At 56.6% G+C, this 16029-nt stretch carries 18 protein-coding genes and 4 tRNA genes; 16 read left to right on the top strand and 6 right to left on the bottom strand.

Going from position 1 to position 16029, the window contains the following annotated elements:
* The first annotated feature begins 10 nt into the window (after nt 1–10).
* From rarD to G437_RS0104135, 3 genes are all read left to right on the top strand, one after another.
* Complete coding sequence (gene rarD, locus G437_RS0104145; protein ID WP_024331326.1) at nt 11–1009, top strand: EamA family transporter RarD; 999 nt, start codon at nt 11–13, stop codon at nt 1007–1009.
* Between the two features lie 27 nt (nt 1010–1036).
* Entirely contained in the window at nt 1037–1252 is a 216-nt protein-coding gene (locus tag G437_RS0104140) for a hypothetical protein (RefSeq protein WP_024331325.1), read from the top strand.
* 87 nt (nt 1253–1339) lie between these two features.
* Nucleotides 1340–2782 carry an FAD-dependent oxidoreductase gene (locus G437_RS0104135; protein WP_024331324.1) on the top strand — a complete coding sequence of 481 codons (1443 nt, stop codon included), beginning with the start codon at nt 1340–1342 and terminating at the stop codon, nt 2780–2782.
* Nucleotides 2783–2822: 40 nt separating this feature from the next.
* Here G437_RS0104135 and G437_RS0104130 read toward each other — a convergent pair whose 3' ends face one another.
* On the bottom strand, nt 2823–3320 hold the full coding sequence (locus G437_RS0104130; RefSeq protein WP_024331323.1) for a YajQ family cyclic di-GMP-binding protein: 498 nt from the start codon (nt 3318–3320) through the stop codon (nt 2823–2825).
* A gap of 163 nt (nt 3321–3483) precedes the next feature.
* Here G437_RS0104130 and G437_RS0104125 point away from each other — a divergent pair.
* The 5 genes from G437_RS0104125 (at nt 3484) to G437_RS0104105 (ending at nt 5360) form a co-directional block, all read left to right on the top strand.
* Nucleotides 3484–3566: transfer RNA gene (locus G437_RS0104125), tRNA-Tyr, on the top strand.
* A 91-nt stretch (nt 3567–3657) separates the two neighbouring features.
* A tRNA-Thr gene (locus G437_RS0104120) sits at nt 3658–3730 on the top strand.
* Between the two features lie 20 nt (nt 3731–3750).
* Nucleotides 3751–3824 (top strand) — tRNA-Met (locus G437_RS0104115).
* Between the two features lie 52 nt (nt 3825–3876).
* Complete coding sequence (gene rpmG, locus G437_RS0104110) at nt 3877–4047, top strand: 50S ribosomal protein L33 (protein WP_004807388.1); 171 nt, start codon at nt 3877–3879, stop codon at nt 4045–4047.
* Between the two features lie 80 nt (nt 4048–4127).
* Nucleotides 4128–5360, top strand: coding sequence for a UDP-N-acetylmuramate dehydrogenase (locus tag G437_RS0104105; RefSeq protein WP_024331322.1), 1233 nt, complete (start codon nt 4128–4130; stop codon nt 5358–5360).
* On the opposite strand, the gene G437_RS10905 is transcribed toward G437_RS0104105, so the two are convergent.
* Genes G437_RS10905 through G437_RS0104080 form a run of 5 tightly spaced genes read right to left on the bottom strand, consistent with a single transcriptional unit; the run spans nt 5357 to nt 10654 of the window.
* Nucleotides 5357–7027 carry an alpha/beta fold hydrolase gene (locus G437_RS10905; protein ID WP_024331321.1) on the bottom strand — a complete coding sequence of 557 codons (1671 nt, stop codon included), beginning with the start codon at nt 7025–7027 and terminating at the stop codon, nt 5357–5359. The genes G437_RS0104105 and G437_RS10905 overlap by 4 nt on opposite strands.
* 42 nt (nt 7028–7069) lie before the next feature.
* Nucleotides 7070–7741, bottom strand: a complete 672-nt coding sequence (locus G437_RS0104095; protein ID WP_024331320.1) for a response regulator transcription factor — start codon at nt 7739–7741, stop codon at nt 7070–7072.
* Nucleotides 7738–9291, bottom strand: a complete 1554-nt coding sequence (locus tag G437_RS0104090; RefSeq protein ID WP_024331319.1) for a sensor histidine kinase — start codon at nt 9289–9291, stop codon at nt 7738–7740. The genes G437_RS0104095 and G437_RS0104090 overlap by 4 nt, the downstream gene beginning before the upstream one ends.
* Nucleotides 9292–9435 carry a hypothetical protein gene (locus G437_RS11310; protein ID WP_155845681.1) on the bottom strand — a complete coding sequence of 48 codons (144 nt, stop codon included), beginning with the start codon at nt 9433–9435 and terminating at the stop codon, nt 9292–9294.
* A 10-nt stretch (nt 9436–9445) separates the two neighbouring features.
* Nucleotides 9446–10654 carry a pyridoxal phosphate-dependent aminotransferase gene (locus tag G437_RS0104080; RefSeq protein WP_024331318.1) on the bottom strand — a complete coding sequence of 403 codons (1209 nt, stop codon included), beginning with the start codon at nt 10652–10654 and terminating at the stop codon, nt 9446–9448.
* A gap of 194 nt (nt 10655–10848) precedes the next feature.
* On the opposite strand from G437_RS0104080, the gene G437_RS0104075 reads away from it, so the two are divergent.
* The 8 genes from G437_RS0104075 (at nt 10849) to rplL (ending at nt 15984) form a co-directional block, all read left to right on the top strand.
* Nucleotides 10849–10924: transfer RNA gene (locus G437_RS0104075), tRNA-Trp, on the top strand.
* A 91-nt stretch (nt 10925–11015) separates the two neighbouring features.
* Nucleotides 11016–11240 (top strand): preprotein translocase subunit SecE, encoded by a 225-nt coding sequence (gene secE / locus G437_RS0104070; RefSeq protein ID WP_024331317.1) that lies wholly within the window; start codon nt 11016–11018, stop codon nt 11238–11240.
* Nucleotides 11241–11256: 16 nt separating this feature from the next.
* Nucleotides 11257–12144 (top strand): transcription termination/antitermination protein NusG, encoded by an 888-nt coding sequence (gene nusG / locus G437_RS0104065; RefSeq protein WP_024331316.1) that lies wholly within the window; start codon nt 11257–11259, stop codon nt 12142–12144.
* A 145-nt stretch (nt 12145–12289) separates the two neighbouring features.
* On the top strand, nt 12290–12724 hold the full coding sequence (rplK, locus tag G437_RS0104060; RefSeq protein ID WP_024331315.1) for a 50S ribosomal protein L11: 435 nt from the start codon (nt 12290–12292) through the stop codon (nt 12722–12724).
* A gap of 77 nt (nt 12725–12801) precedes the next feature.
* A complete protein-coding gene (rplA, locus tag G437_RS0104055; protein WP_024331314.1) occupies nt 12802–13512 on the top strand; it encodes a 50S ribosomal protein L1 in 711 nt (236 codons plus the stop codon).
* A 498-nt stretch (nt 13513–14010) separates the two neighbouring features.
* A complete protein-coding gene (locus G437_RS0104050; RefSeq protein ID WP_024331313.1) occupies nt 14011–14781 on the top strand; it encodes a TSUP family transporter in 771 nt (256 codons plus the stop codon).
* Between the two features lie 221 nt (nt 14782–15002).
* Nucleotides 15003–15524, top strand: coding sequence for a 50S ribosomal protein L10 (gene rplJ, locus G437_RS0104045; RefSeq protein ID WP_024331312.1), 522 nt, complete (start codon nt 15003–15005; stop codon nt 15522–15524).
* A 76-nt stretch (nt 15525–15600) separates the two neighbouring features.
* Complete coding sequence (gene rplL, locus G437_RS0104040) at nt 15601–15984, top strand: 50S ribosomal protein L7/L12 (RefSeq protein WP_024331311.1); 384 nt, start codon at nt 15601–15603, stop codon at nt 15982–15984.
* Nucleotides 15985–16029: the final 45 nt, after the last annotated feature.

Below are 16029 nucleotides of genomic sequence, written 5' to 3'. Positions count from 1 at the left end.
AGTAAGGAAAATGTCCGAACAAGCTCGCCAAATAGACAAAACCGGCTACCTAGTAGGTATTGCTGCCTACGTGATCTGGGGAATGTTCCCCCTCTACTTCATTTGGCTGGCACAGGCAGATGCGGTAGAAATCGTTTTCTACCGCGCCCTGTGGGGCCTGGCAGCAGTAATTGTATTTTTAGCCTGCACACACAAGATGGGCAATCTACGTTCAACTCTCCATAACCGGCGGGCGGTAGGGACGTTGATAATTGCCGGGTTCTTAGTGTGCGCGAACTGGACGATTTACGTATACGCGGTCAATTCAGGCCGAACGGTAGACGCTGCCCTAGGCTATTTCATAAACCCGATCATGACCGTCGCACTTGGAATCGTAGTTTTGCGCGAAAAAGTGTCGAAGCTGCAGGCTGCAGCCATTTTTTGTGGAATAGCTTCGATCGTGGTGATGGTAGTAGGCATGGGGTATTTGCCCTGGATTGCCATAGCCTTACCGCTGTGCTTCGCTTTTTATTCGCTGGCTAAAAAACAGGTGGCTGCATCAACGCCCCCGGTAGCCGGGATGGTGATTGAAACTGCTGCGATCGTTCCACCTCTTGCAGTCTACGAATTTTACCTGACCAGTCAGGGCAAAGATGTGGTTTCGAAAATTCTGTCAGGTGGGGGAGGAACCCGCGAGATCGTGATCATGATGGCGCTACTTGCCGGATCCGGAATTGTGACCATAGTGCCCCAAACCATGTTCGCCTGGGTTTCCACCAGGCTGCCGCTTGGTGTGCTGGGAATGATCCAGTACTTCTCGCCGGTCATGCAACTGATAATCGGGGTATTCATTTTCCACGAGCACATGCCGCTGGCGCGCTGGTTGGGCACTGCCATAGTGTGGGTAGCACTAATGTTTTTGACCGCAGATATGCTGGTGTCCTCGCGCCGCACGAACCGAATCCTCGCAGCAGGAACAAAAGGCACGGCCCCCGACACCCACGGCGGGAAAGGCAATCTAGCGCACTGACCTGTAGGGTAGAACGCGGGAGGAAAGATGGGTAGCTTCGCGAATAGGCCGGCATTTGCACTGTTTTGCGTGGCAATAGGGTTGTTCTTGTTGGCCAGGTTGAGTCAAGTGTATGTGAACAAGATACTCGCACTGGTACTCGGAGTTGCAGCCCTGGTTGCGGCACTGGCGGGGCTAGCTGTTGCGGTATTTTGGAAACCGCCTACAGACCCCGATGAACTATGGTGGTCCAGGCGTGGCTAAGCCCACTAAAACTACTTTCCGCTTCGGCGGTGCACTAAACTGACACAAATAGTGTTACTGACAAGAAAAAACAATTGAAAGGCCCGTATGAGTGAGCGTCCGCTGAACGTTGCTGTTATTGGAGCCGGCCCAGCCGGCATTTATGCCTCCGACATTTTGGCCAAGTCCGGGCTGGATGTACAGATTGACTTGTTTGAACGGCTGCCAGCCCCGTACGGGTTGGTTCGCTACGGGGTAGCCCCTGATCATCCGCGCATTAAGCAGATCATTTTGGCGCTGTTTAGAATTTTGCAGCGCGGAGACATTCGCATGTTCGCCAACGTAAATATTGGCCACGATGTAACGGTGGAGGACCTGCAAGAACACTACGATGCGGTGGTTATGGCGACCGGTTCTGACCGGGATCGTCCTTTGGATATTCCCGGGGTTGACCTGCCCCAGTCCTTTGGGGCTGCGGACTTTGTGTCTTGGTACGACGGAAACCCGGACTACCCGCGTACCTGGCCCCTGGAGGCCGAAGAAGTAGCTGTAATTGGGGTGGGCAACGTTGCCCTCGACGTGGCGCGGGTGCTGGCTAAGCACGCCGAGGACATGTTGGTCACCGAGATTCCCGAAAACGTCTACGAAGGTCTAAAGAAGAATCCGATCAAGACCGTGCACGTTTTCGGCCGGCGCGGGCCGGCTCAGGTCAAGTTCACCCCCCTGGAGCTGCGGGAACTGGGCAAACAACCAGATGTGGACGTGATTGTCGATCAGAAAGATTTCGATTTCGACGAGGGCTCGCAGCAGCAGCTGAAGGCCTCTAACCAGGCGCGCCAGGTTGTGAAGACGCTGACTAACTACGCCACTACCGATCCGGCCGAGCAAACTGCGTCCAGGCGCATTCATATTCACCTGTTTGAGGCTCCGGTCGCCATTTTGCCTGACGAGGACGGAAACGTGAAAGCATTCCGCACCGAACGCACGAAGCTAAATGGCGATGGCACGGTATCGGGCACGGGCGAATACACCGAGTGGCCGGTACAGGCCGTATACCGGGCGGTGGGCTATTTCTCCTCGCCTGTCGAGGGGCTGCCTTTCGACAAGGTGCGCGGCATTATTCCCAACGTGGAAGGACGCGTTATTGGCCCCGACGGCGAGCCGCTGAACGGGGTGTACGCAACTGGCTGGGTAAAGCGTGGCCCGGTGGGGCTCATAGGTTCGACCAAGTCCGATGCCCAGCAGACTATCGGCCACCTGGTTGAAGATTGTAACCAGGGCAAGCTGCACGCCAAAGATCAGAAGGCAGTTGGCCACGATGCTATGGTGCGCCTGCTGGAAGAACGAGGCGTGCGCTTTACTACCTGGCAGGGCTGGGAGTTGCTCAATGCCTACGAAGAGAAGTTGGGGAAGGATTTCGGCGAGGTCGAGGGCGGACGTGGCCCCCGTGAGCGGGTAAAGGTGGTTTCCAGGGAGGCTATGACTCGCATTTCTCGCAACGAACTTTCCGAGGGCGAGGTTCTAGATCTAATAGGTGACGTAGAGAAGTAATGTCTAGGGTTGGGCCCGGCACGTGCCGGGCCCAAAACTTTTACCTATAGTTCACAAATTGCAGTGCTACGTCCACGTCGGCCTCTTTGAGGAGCGAAATTGTGGCCTGCAAGTCGTCGCGGGATTTTGAAGATACGCGCAATTCGTCGCCTTGTATTTGGGCTTTGACAGATTTTGGCCCCTTGTCCCGGATGATCTTTGAAAGTTTCTTGGCTGTTTCCTGGGGAATTCCTTCGCGCAGAGTTCCCACTAGGCGACAGATTTTCCCAGAAGGTTTGGCCTCCTTGTCGCCAAAATCTACTGCCTTTAGCGAGACGCCGCGGCGAAAAAGTTTTGATTCTAAGATGTCTATTATGGCGTTTACGCGTTCGGGAGTGTTCGCTTCGAGTGTGATAGTGTCCCCGTTCAGTTTTACCAAGGCGTCAACTCCGCGGAAGTCGTAGCGCGAAGAAACTTCTTTTGCGCATTGATTAACCGCGTTGTCTACTTCCTGGCGGTCGACTTTTGAAACTACGTCAAATGAGGATTGGCCTGCCATTTTGTCTCCTTCATCAGTTTTTGGCCAAAGCGTTGCTGCACTGAAAATTACTCGCAAAATTTACTAGTGGCAACTGTCACGTCCTGGCGATTAGCATTTGGGAGTGGAACTTTGCTATTCTTTCGGGGCACCGTTCGTTACGGCGCAAGCGTGAAAACGCACTGGCGGGTTACCAAAGCGGCCAAATGGACCTGACTGTAAATCAGATGGCTTTCGCCTTCGGGGGTTCGAATCCCTCACCCGCCACGGTCAGTAGGTAGCTACTGGTTAAGTGACGAGCCTCGCAGGGCCCCGATCTTGCTCAGCAAAGATCGGCGGGCTAAGCTTGTTCACTGTTGCCCCGATAGCTCAGGCGGTAGAGCGCATCCTTGGTAAGGATGAGGTCACGAGTTCAAATCTCGTTCGGGGCTCAGGTTCTTTTAGAACCAGTGGCGAGGTAGCTCAGCCGGTCAGAGCGCACGACTCATAATCGTGAGGTCGGGAGTTCGAGTCTCCCCCTCGCTACTACAGAAAATAGCCATCCGCTCCGGCGGTCAAGCGAAAAGAGGAATGAATCGTGGCAAGCAAGTCATCGGACGTGCGCCCTAAGATCACTCTGGCCTGCACGGAGTGTAAAGAGCGCAACTACATCACTAAGAAGAATCGGCGCAATACCCCGGATCGGCTGGAATTGTCCAAGTTCTGCCCGCGTTGCCGCAAGGCTACTACGCACCGCGAGACGCGCTAACTGATTTTCGATTAGGCTCCCTGCCCTTGGCAGGGAGTTTTTTATGCCTTCGTCCCCGCGGGCATTATAAGGTTGATGGTATGGACTTTGTTGATTCTTGTGGGCCTATTCCTTCCGAGGCCGGATGCGCGCGTCCGTCCCCTGTGCCATGGTGCGCACCGGGCAGGCAGGCGGCTATCGAAGCTGGCACGGCCACGCTAGCGCAGCTGACCACGTTGGGGGTTGGGGGCAAGGTTAAAGAGCTTGTAGTTGCGACCACGGAAGAACAAATAATCGATACCGTGAGGGCTGCCGATGCTGCCTGTCAGCCTCTGCTGGTGCTGGGCGGGGGGTCCAATATTGTTGCCTCGGACGATCCTTTCGACGGGGTAGTGCTGATCGACAACAGACGGGGAATTCGGGTTCCGGATGAATCCGCCTGCGGGGGAGCTACCGTTTCTGTAGTAGCGGGTCATCCCTGGGACGACTTTGTCTGTGAGGCCATAAGCAGGGGCTGGGCTGGAGCGGAAGCAATGTCGGGGATTCCAGGCAGCGTGGGGGCTGCTCCGGTGCAAAATATTGGCGCTTACGGTGCTGAGGCGGCCGACATCCTGGCGCTCGTTACCGTTTGGGACAGGGCGCGCAGTGCCCGGCGAATGCTTCCCCTTGCCGACTTGAAGCTGGGGTATCGCACCTCGGTGTTGAAAAGGTCCCTTACTGATCCCAACGCCGGCGGTGGCCAAACCTGGGGTCCCACGGGCCGTTACGTAGTTTTGGAAGTTCAATTCCAGATGATGCATGCGACCCGTTCCGCTCCGGTGCGCTACGGGCAGCTGGCAAATCACCTAGGGGTTGAAATAGGCGAGCGCGTAAGCTCGGCCGCACTGCGGGAGGCAGTCTTAGATTTACGCCGTTCAAAAGGTATGGTCTTGGACTATTCAGATCCCGACACTGCCAGCGCTGGCTCGTTCTTCACAAACCCGATAATGAGCGAAGAAACGGCCGCGGCGCTGCCAGAAGAAGCCCCCAAATTTGCGGTGCAGAACCATTCGTTGCTCGATTCTGTAACCGGGACGGGCCCGCAGATTAAAGGACAAATAAAATCTTCTGCAGCCTGGCTAATCGACCACTCCGGCATTGGAAAGTCCGCTAAAGCACCTGGAAGCACGGGGCGGGCAACCGTGTCCTCAAAGCACGTACTCGCCCTCACTAATCGAGGGGGCGCCACCGCCCAGGAAGTTGCCGAACTCAGCCGGTACGTGCGCGAACACGTCCGCGCCACCTACGGGGTGTCTCTAGTTCCCGAACCGGTAGCTGTGAACGTAGCGCTCTAATCCCGTGGCGTTGCCATCGCCGTCAGGGCCCGTATTACCAGGGCCCGCGCCTGCTTTGAGGTAAGCAGGCGCATGTGCCCGATGGTAGGGGCCACTACGTTTTGGGCGCCGGGTAACTCGGTGGGCGGAACATGTTCGTCCCACCGGGCACTTATCGCAATAATACGGGCATCTACCTGCGGCAACGATTGGGATTGCCATTCAGCTTCCAACCCGGATGGACGCAAATCGGAGGTGTGCGATGCCGTTCCCAAAAAACCGTTCGCCAAAGGGCTGCCCCTAAACGGGGCGCCAAGTGAGACCATTGCACGCACTCGTTGCCCCTCCGGTCCCGCCAGCACGCGCCGCCCAACCAAGCCGCCCTTCGAATGGGCTACCAACACGATGCCTCTAGCATCCGTCTCGCGCAGACGTTCTTCTACAAGTTTGGCCAAATCCGGAACAGGCCCGAGCATATTCTTCAGTTGCGGCAGCATGCGGACTTTCCCACCGCGAGCAACAATGTCCCGGGCAATGGCAGACATTGCCATAGGCTGCTCCCAAACCCCGGGAAGCATCCAACATTCCAAACCGCTCAGAGGCCCCCGCAGCGGCACTTTTGAGGAAAGCTTAGACACTTGATCGGGAGCATCCGAAAAGTCCGCTGCAACTGCCCTAGGAATTGCCACGAGGGCCCCTAGGGCATAGTCGGTAGCCGTTTCCACGACCTGACGTAGCTTGTGCAAAGGAGGCAGATCGCCGCCCTCGGCAATTTCGTAGTCGCCTACGCGCAGTTGAATCCAAGGTGAGGGCGAATCTGTAGCCCACTTGTTAGCGCGAGAGCGGGCGTGGGCTAGTTGAGCCAACTCGTCGGCCACAACGTCGGCATACTTGAAAATAACGGAATGCGCCCCGCCAGAAACCTCCACCAGACGGGTCCGCCCCTCGGCACCTCGAGAACTACACAGCTCGGCCAGCCAGCCCCTGGGAGCAATCGAATCGTATTCGCCACGCGAGATCACCAGCTCGCCCTGATATTCTTCAATGCGATCTTCGATCGCAAAATTCATCATCGCGGGCAGCGTCTCTAAGAACCAGGCCACCCCCGAAAGCAGGTAGGCGCGTGCAGCGATCAAACCCAGCTTTATGGGCTCGTGAGCACTGGACTGCAAGAATCGCAAAGCAGCCTCGTGCAGGGATCGCTCGCGGGCATTTACCGGCGCTCCCTGCAACATTATTGCCTCTACTAGTTCGGGGCAGATACGAGCCAGTTCCATAGCCACCTGCGCTCCCATGGAATGTCCGAGCACCACCACCGGGGTAGAAATGCGTTCCTCAGTCGCAAGAGTTTTCAAAGTAGCGGCCACGGTGCGCGCAAAGGACTTTATATCCATGGCCTCGCTGGGTTTCGGGAGCCCTCCGAAACCGGGCAGGTCAAACAGGATTGCGTTCCCGTACTTAGAAAGTTCGTGTGCCAGAGGAACGAAGTAACGGGCCGACACCCCGATACCATGAATCAGAACGAAAGTAGGGGGAGTAGCCACCGAAGACTTAGCCGTAACCAGATGGTAGCGCACAAAAACCCCGTCAATGTGACGCACTGACACTGCCGCGGTGCCGGCCTTCCTATTGGCCTGGTCTACCACCCACGAATCTAGTACAACTTTGTGCCGGGACTTCCTGATCATCTATCCAGCCTATACAACTGCGACTGGAGCGGGGAAAGATTTCTAGATGATCGCCAGTCTGTAGCCCATGCCACGAACAGTGACGATGCGTTTGGCGCCAATCTTGCGACGAAGATAGCCCACGTAAACGTCGATTACGTTGGAACCTGGATCGAAGCCGTACCCCCACACCATCTCGAGTAGCTGCGTCCTAGACAGCACCTGGTCGGGGTGCTCCATGAAAGCCTGCAGCATAGTGTACTCGCGCGAAGACAGTTCCACCTTTTTCCCGTCGGCCACAGCCTGGCGGCGTCGAGTATCCAGCTCCAAGTTGCCCACGGTAATAAGGTTTTCTGCATTGCCGTTAGCTCCACCGGACTGCTTGATGCGCAGCTTAATGCGCGCCACCAGCTCCTCGAAACGGAACGGTTTAGGCATGTAGTCGTCGGCGCCGCCCTCGAGCCCCGCCACCGTGTCTTCGACAGATGAACGGGCGGTAAGGACTATGACGGGCATGGTCACACCCTGGCCGCGAATCTGCTTAAGCACCTCGAACCCATCCATGTCCGGCAGGCCAATGTCCAATATAACCAGGTCAAATTCGTCGCCCAACACAAGATCTATGGCAGCGCCGCCGCTCTGGGCGACCACGGCCTCCATACCCTCTTTTTCAAGGCCTTGGGCGATGAAGGAGGAAATGCCTGCTTCGTCTTCAACAACGAGTATTTTTGTCACTCGTCCACGTTCCCTTCAATGTCGGCGGTTGACGTGTCGGTCGGTAGTGCGATAGCGAAAACTGACCCTACTCCTTCCCTGGAGCGCAGCTCGAGGAAACCACCGTGCGCCGTTGCAATTGCGGTTACGACAGCTAGCCCAAGCCCGGATCCCGGCCTCGACGAATCCGCCCGCATGTAGCGTTCGAAGACCCGACTTTGTGAATCTTCTGGAATGCCGATCCCGTTATCCCTTACCCAAAGTCGCATTATTCCACAATTCTTATCAGGCCGCTCTGGCAAGACTGGGCTGGGCCCCGCCTTGGAATTGGTGCGCCTTATAACATTGGTGGCAACTACCTGGCCGCTTTCATCTAACAGGGGCGGGCAGTCGGAGGTAGTGAGACCGATTTCTATAGTGCTATCCGCCCCCGAATATTTCACCGCATTCGACACTAATGCCATCCAAGCCTGCTGGATGCGTTGGGCATCCCCGATATACACCAAGGGAGTTATTTCGCCCAGCTTCCATTTGCGCTCCCCAAGGGCCGTAGCCCCCTCGTAAACGTTTAGTGCGAGGTCGAACATGTCGATCGGGTCGGATTGGAAATAACCGGTACGCCCAGCTGCCGCCATTGTAGTTACGTCGTTAGTCAGCCGTTCCATGCGCGCGAGTTCGTCTAACGCTAGCTTTTTTACTTTTTCGATCTGGTCGGGATCGTGCGGATCCATTACCTGTAGATGCCCGGACACTACGGTGATGGGGGTGCGCAATTCGTGCCCAACGTCGTCCATTAGGTTGCGCTGCGATTCCAAAGAAGTCTCGAGCCGATCCAACATTTGGTTGAAAGAAGAAGCTACGATCGACAGTTCCCTCGAGGACGAAACCGGCATTCGCTGTGAAAGATCGTCTTTGTCGGTGGCCTGCGATACCTTTACCATTTCTTCTAAAGAGCGCAGCATTATTCCGGACATAATCCGAATACCTACGTATAGCAGCGAGATTGAGGTAGCGGCGAAACCGAAATAGAGCCACAGGAACTGCATCGCCTCCCATAGGCGGGCGTTGCGATCTTGAACCAGCACCAGTGCGCCAGGCTTGTCGCCCTTTACTTGCAGGGGAAGCACGGTTACCAGGTACTGGGTGCGGGAGGTTTTTACCACCTGGGTGGTGCCCCGTCTGGCCGGCAAATAGTTGTGCAGAGCCGCTAGCAGTTGAGAATCGTTGTAGGCTGGGATACCCCACCTGCCCTGGTGAGCGTCCAGATTTCCGTTGTAAAAGCCCAGGTAGGCGGAGTAATCAAAGGGGTTGCGCCTAGACAGGTAGCCGTATACGGCATTCGAGGTAGTAGGAAATTTTGCGCCCTCGGCAAATGTGTGCACCGAATCCCGAAAGGTGTCGGCGTTGCGAAATTCGCGCGAGGCTGCGGTAGCCATGGCAGACAACATAAGTGTCAGCCCCAAGAATGCTACGCACACTACCGCCACTGAAAGGGTCATGGTGGTGAGGCGAGAACGGAAATTGCCAAGAGGGCGAAGCGGAAGTCTCTTATTAGTGCGCTTTGCCGCCACTTAGGACACCGACCGGTCAATTTGAATAATTGTGCCCTCGTCGCGAGGATCGGGGTTGCGGATGTCGGCGTAGGTGAAACCAAGCACGCACAGGGCAATCACCACCAAAATGGTGGCGATTGCCGCTGTGTGACGTAGTCTCAAGATCCTCGACCTACTTGGTGCCTATCAGTTTTTGTACGCGGGAGATCCCCTCTACCAGATCGTCGTCGCCCAGAGCATATGAGAAACGCAGGTAGCCGGAAGGGCCAAACGCCTCGCCAGGAACTGCAGCGACTTCGGCCTCTTGCAAAATTAGCTGAGCTAGCTCGGCGGAGGTGGTAGGGGTGTGTCCGGCAATCTCGCGCCCGAGAACGCCTTTTACAGAGGCATACACGTAGAACGCTCCACGCGGTGTAGGTACCTCGAAGCCATCGATCTGATTCAACATTTCGACCATTTTCTTGCGACGGCGATCGAAAGCGGCGCGCATCTGCTCGACCGCTGTGAGGGGGCCGGACACTGCTTCGAGGGTGGCCCGTTGGGCCACGTTACAAACATTAGAGGTCAGGTGTGACTGCAAATTTGCGGCCGCAGTAATCACGTCAGTGGGACCAATCATCCACCCCACCCGCCAGCCGGTCATGGCATAAGTTTTTGCCACCCCGTTAATCACCACCGTCTGGTCGGCCAATTCGGGGACCTCTTTGACAATGTGAGCGGGCTGCGCGCCGTCGTAAAGCAGGTGCTCGTAGATCTCGTCGGCTACTACCCACACGCCCTTGTGCAATGCCCACTGGCCAATTGCTCGCAGCTCGGCCGGAGTGTAGACCGCGCCCGTTGGGTTAGTGGGGCTACAGATTAGGACTACTTTTGTTTTCTGGGTGCGCTTTTCCTCGAGTTGGTCGACTGTCACCTTGAAGTTCTGGTCGGCGTCAGCAAACACGGGTACTGTGACACCGCCCGATAGGCTGATGACCTCGGGGTAAGTAGTCCAGTAGGGGGTAGGCAGTAGCACTTCGTCGCCAGGATCAAGGAGGGCGGCGAACGTTTGGGTAACAGCCTGCTTAGCACCATTAGTAACAAGAACGTTGGCGGGATCCACTTCGTAACCAGAATCGCGAAGTGTCTTCTTAGCAATTGCCTCGCGCAACGCGGGAAGACCGCGGCCGGGGCTGTACTTGTGGTTGACTGGATCTTTCGCTGCCGCAATGGCAGCCTCGACAATGTAGTCGGGAGTTGCGAAATCGGGTTCGCCAGCGCCGAAACCAATTACAGGTTTGCCCTGCGCTTTCAAAGCTTTAGCTTTATTTGAAACTGCCAAGGTGGCAGAAGTTGCAATTGCGCCGATCCGTTTGGATACGCGGGAGGTAACATTTGCCATGGCTTCATTCTGCCATGTTTCACCCGACCTAACGAATTGTCTATTTGCCAGCCACTCAAACAAACTTGAGCTCATGTTTACTTGCACGGACCTGCCCTCTAGGGGAAAAGTCACAGTTTCTGGTGAGGATTTTGATCAGGTGGGCGAACTCCGCTAGAGTAAACGAGCTAGTTAGTTCTAACTGAGCTAACTTTAGGGCAGTGGCGCAATTGGTAGCGCACCGGTCTCCAAAACCGGCGGTTGTGGGTTCGAGTCCCTCCTGCCCTGCCACTTAGGCAGGTTCCCGGGTAAGCTGGGATCAGTTGGAAAAAGAAAACCCGGCTCCCACCTGTAAAGCGGAGTCGCTACCAGTGAGGTGAACGTGGCCGAAACAGCAAAAGGAACTGAGCAAGAGAAGACGGGAATATTCGCCCGCGTTGCCCTGTTCCTCCGCCAGGTGATTGCAGAGCTAAAGAAAGTTGTCTACCCGTCCCGCGACGAACTGTGGACCTACTTCTTGGTGGTAATTATTTTCGTGGTCACCATTATGGCCTTCATAGCCCTGGTGGACTTCGGGTTTTCCGCCCTCGTCAAGCTCATCTTTTAGCGTCTAGGAGTATTTCGTGTCAGAACAAAACGAGGTTCCCGAAGAGGAAGTTCGCGCTGAAGCAACAGAACCTGAAACCGCCCAGGCCCCCAAGGTCGAGCAGGCGGAAGCTGCGCCAGAAGAGGGCGAACAGGCCGCTGTCGAAGCCGCGCCAGCCGAAGCTAGTGAAGAGCCCGAAGGCGGCCGCGTGTCCTCCGAAGGGGAAGCGGCTCCAGCTGAAGGCGAACCCACGGAAGCCACCCAAAAAGAGGGCGATCAGGGCCAGGATGGCGAAACTAGCGCCACTGCCGAGCAACTGCGCGAGGAGCTCGAATTTCTGCCCGGATACTGGTACGTGCTGCACACCTACTCCGGCTACGAGCGCAGAGTAAAAGCAAACCTGGAACAGCGAATCCAAACCTTCAACATGGAGGACTACATCTACCAGGTAGAAGTCCCCATGGAAAAGGTCATCGAAATAAAGAACACCAACCGCAAGGTAGTGGACCGGGTGCGCATCCCGGGGTACGCCCTCGTTCGCATGGAACTGGTGCAAGAAAACCCCGACGCCTGGCGTGTAGTAAAAGACACCCCGGCTGTGACCGGTTTCGTCGGCGATAGGCAAGCCCCCGTGCCACTACAACTAGACGAGGTAGTGAACCTGCTCGCGCCCACCCCAGAATCTGAGGCGGCAGCCGAATTCGAAGCCGGGCAGGCAAAACCCAAGAAGGAAGAACCACTACCAATCAAGGTGGATTACGAGGTCGGCGAATCCGTCACCGTCATCGACGGGCCCTTCGCCACCATGCAGGGGACAATCTCCGAGATCATGCCCGAAAATCAGAAACTCAAGGTTCTGGTGGTTATCTTCGAACGCGAGACCCCAGTAGAACTCGGCTTCAACCAGGTAATGAAGTCCAACTAACAAAGTCTTGCGTGAACTCACTCACGCAAGTCGCATTTTGGCGCCCCCGAGCGCTAAGATCGACTCCTGTGCCCATCGCCAGGGCGCAACATGTAAACACAAGCGGGGAAATCCCGCTACGTACTCAGATTGAGAAGGACCCAACATGGCACCTAAGAAGAAGGTTGTCGGCCTGATCAAACTGCAGATCCAGGCAGGCGCCGCAAACCCGGCACCTCCCGTCGGCCCGGCCCTAGGCCAGCACGGCGTGAACATCATGGAATTCTGCAAGGCCTATAACGCCGCCACCGAATCCCTACGTGGCAACATTGTTCCAGTCGAGATCACCGTTTACGAGGATCGCTCGTTCACGTTCATCACCAAGACTCCGCCGGCCTCCCAAATGATCAAGAAGGCTGCTGGGCTCGACAAGGGTTCGGGCACCCCGAACACCGTCAAGGTTGGCAAGGTCACCATGGATCAGGTGCGCGAAATTGCGCAGACCAAGATGGAAGACCTGAACGCAAACGACATCGACGCCGCCTGCAAGATCATTGCCGGCACCGCCCGTTCCATGGGTATCACCGTCGAAGGCAAGTAACCCAACCTAAAAGATCCCGTAAAGGGGAGTGGAAGAGGTAGAGCACCTCGTTCACCACAACTGCAAGGAGAAGCAGAATGAAACGCTCTAAGAGCTACCGTTCCGCAGCTGAAAAGGTCCACAAGGGCGAGCTATACGCACCCCTCGAGGCCATGAAGCTGGCCAAAGAAACGTCCACAACTAAGTTCGATGCGACCGTCGAAGTTGTCATGCGTCTAGGGGTTGACCCGCGCAAGGCCGATCAGGCGGTTCGTGGCACTGTGTCCCTGCCGCACGGCACTGGCAAGACCCAGCGGGTCCTGGTCTTTGCCGCTGGCGAGCGTGCACAGCAGGCGATCGATGCCGGAGCTGACGAAGTCGGCGCAGATGAACTTATCGAGAAGGTCCAGAAGGGCTACACCGACTTTGACGTAGCAGTGGCTACCCCCGACATGATGGGCAAAGTCGGCCGCCTCGGGCGCGTGCTAGGTCCCCGCGGCCTCATGCCGAACCCCAAGACCGGCACTGTGACCATGAACGTCGAAAAGGCCGTCAAAGAAATCAAGGCTGGCCGCATCGAATACCGCGTAGACAAGCACGCCAACATGGCATTCGCCATCGGCAAGGTCTCGTTCACTGCCGAGCAGCTCACCGAGAACTACGCGACCGTTCTTGACGAAATTCTTCGCGCGAAGCCGGCCTCCTCCAAGGGCCGCTACATCCTGAAGGCTACCGTGTCCACCACCATGGGCCCCGGTATTCCGCTGGATGCCTCTCTAACTCGCGACCTGCTAGGTGACGCTCACTGAGTCGATCCCATAGGCAGGTAAAAAGAGCACCCCAACCAAAGGGGTGCTCTTTTTGTGCGATAAATACCGTAATAGGCATCTCCGCGCCCACAAGCTGAGGTAGGTAGGGTGCGCTCCCGCCTTTGCGTTTCGCGCAAATGCCCGTCCGTTGAGCTTGGTGAATGGGGTGCGCTCCTGCCCTTGCGCTTCGCGCAAAGGTTTGTTCGGCGCACGCTTAGGTGAGTAGGGTGCTCTCCTGCCCTTGCGCTTCGCGCAAATGCCCTTCCGCGCCCAGAGCGCACCCCATTCACCAAGCTCTTGACCAACAATGCCCTTCCGCACCCAGAGCGCACCCTACTCACCAAGCTCTTGACCAACAATGCCCGTCCGCACCCAGAGCGCACCCTACCTACCCGAGGCTCCCAATCTTGCGCCTTGGGACTGAAGGGCGAAAACCAGAAATGTAAGAAGGGTCTCCGCTGCATATTCAGTTGTGGATGAGCGCGTAATATTGCACGCGTGAGTATTTCCTTGTGGGCAATTTTGTTAGTAGGGTCAGCTGTCGCCGGCTGGATTGACGCGGTGATAGGTGGGGGCGGACTCATATTGATTCCGCTGATCATGTCCACCATGCCACACCTTGCCCCGGCCGTTGCGCTTGCCTCAAACAAGCTCGCGGCCGTATGCGGTACCGCATCGGCGGCCGTGTCGCTAACCCGCAACGTCGGAGTTTCTAAAGAACAGCTCATCAAATATGGCCCAGTGGCCGTCCTCTGCGCGGGCCTCGGAGCCGCTACTGCCTCCGCAATCAACTCGGACTACATGCGGCCCATAGTGATCGTCCTGTTGCTCCTATCCGGAACATTCGTTGCGCTAAAGCCCTCGTTTGGAAAAGAAATAGAAACCACGCGCACTCCCTCCCGCCGAGGACGCATAGGCGCATTCCTGCTGGTGGCCCTTGTAGCGGTCTACGACGGACTATTCGGCCCGGGCACAGGGATGTTTTTGATTATGGGATTTACCGCCCTGCTAAGCCAAAGCTTCCTGCGTTCTGCAGCTCTCGCGAAAGTAGTAAACACCTGTACCAACATTGGCGGCCTGGTGGTATTCGCCCTCGCCGGGCACATCTGGTGGGCGCTAGGATTTGCCCTTGCCGTCGCAAACGTAATTGGAGCGCAACTCGGGGCGCGGACGGTAGTCAAAGGCGGAACTAAGCTGATCCGCCTAGCCCTACTGACGATGGTGGTAGTTATGTCTGCATATCTGGCTTACCAGCAGTGGTGGGTGTAGCGTTGCGCACAAAAAACTAGGAAGGCTTGGTGCAGGGGCGCCCCACTGCTACCCTAGTAATCGCCCAAGACCGCAGGTGTCCGCAAAGCGTGGACTCAAATCCGGATGGAGCCGGCGTAGGTGACCAAAGCGCTATAGCTTCTGCTTGTATGCCCCGGCACCTATGCCCGGGGTTTTTCTATATCCCCCTCCGGCCTGTGGCACGATCGGAAGGAGGGCCTATGGCAAGGCCTGAAAAGTCTGCGGCAATCGCCGAACTAGAAGAGCTCTTCCGCTCTTCTAACGCGGTGCTGCTGACGGAATACCGTGGGCTTTCCGTGGAGCAGCTCAAGACGCTGCGCCGCTCGCTTACTGGTATTGCTACCTATTCCGTCGTGAAGAACACGCTTGCCCGTATCGCAGCCAAAAATGCTGGCGTCGAAGGCCTTAGCGAGGACCTAGTCGGACCTACCGCTATCGCATTTGTTTCCGGCGAAGCCGTCGATGCGGCTAAGGCACTGCGTGACTTCGCGAAGGACAACGAAGCACTCGTACTGAAGAACGGTGTCATGGATGGCACTGCTCTTACCGTTGAAGACGTCAAGAAGCTCGCCGACCTCGAGTCGCGCGAAGTTCTGCTGTCCAAGGTTGCAGGAGTCCTCAAGGCTCCTATCGCCAAGGCTGCACAGGTCTTCAATGCGCCCGCCCTCAAGACGGTGCGCACCATCGACGCCCTGCGCGAGAAGCAGGAAAAGGCAGCTTAGTCTGCTAAAACCCGGCCGTTAGGCCACAAAAGAAAACCTCTGCTCGCGAAGCAGGACAAACCGAAAGGATGCCAAAATGGCTAAGCTCACTACCGACGAGCTACTCGATGCTTTCAAGGAAATGACCCTCATCGAAATCTCCGAATTCGTCAAGAAGTTCGAAGAAGAATTCGATGTTGAAGCTGCTGCTCCGGCCGCCGTTGCCGTTGCCGCCCCGGGTGCAGGCGATGCCCCCGCAGCCGAAGAAAAGACCGAATTCGACGTAGTCCTCGAATCTGCTGGCGACAAGAAGATCGCCGTCATCAAGGCTGTCCGCGCTGCCACTTCGCTCGGCCTGAAGGAAGCCAAGGACCTGGTTGATTCCGCTCCTAAGGCCATCCTCGAAGGCGCTCCGAAGGAGAAGGCAGAAGAACTCAAGGCTGCTCTGGAAGAGGCCGGCGGCACCGTCACCCTCAAGTAGTCTTATTCAGCCTCCAGCCAAGCGTTGGCACCTTGCTTTTCGCAG

The sequence above is a fragment of the Winkia neuii subsp. neuii DSM 8576 genome (genome assembly GCF_000420405.1).
Classification (GTDB): domain Bacteria; phylum Actinomycetota; class Actinomycetes; order Actinomycetales; family Actinomycetaceae; genus Winkia; species Winkia neuii.
The sequence above is the reverse complement of the archived record's forward strand: the minus strand, read 5'-3'. Positions and strand labels throughout refer to the sequence as shown.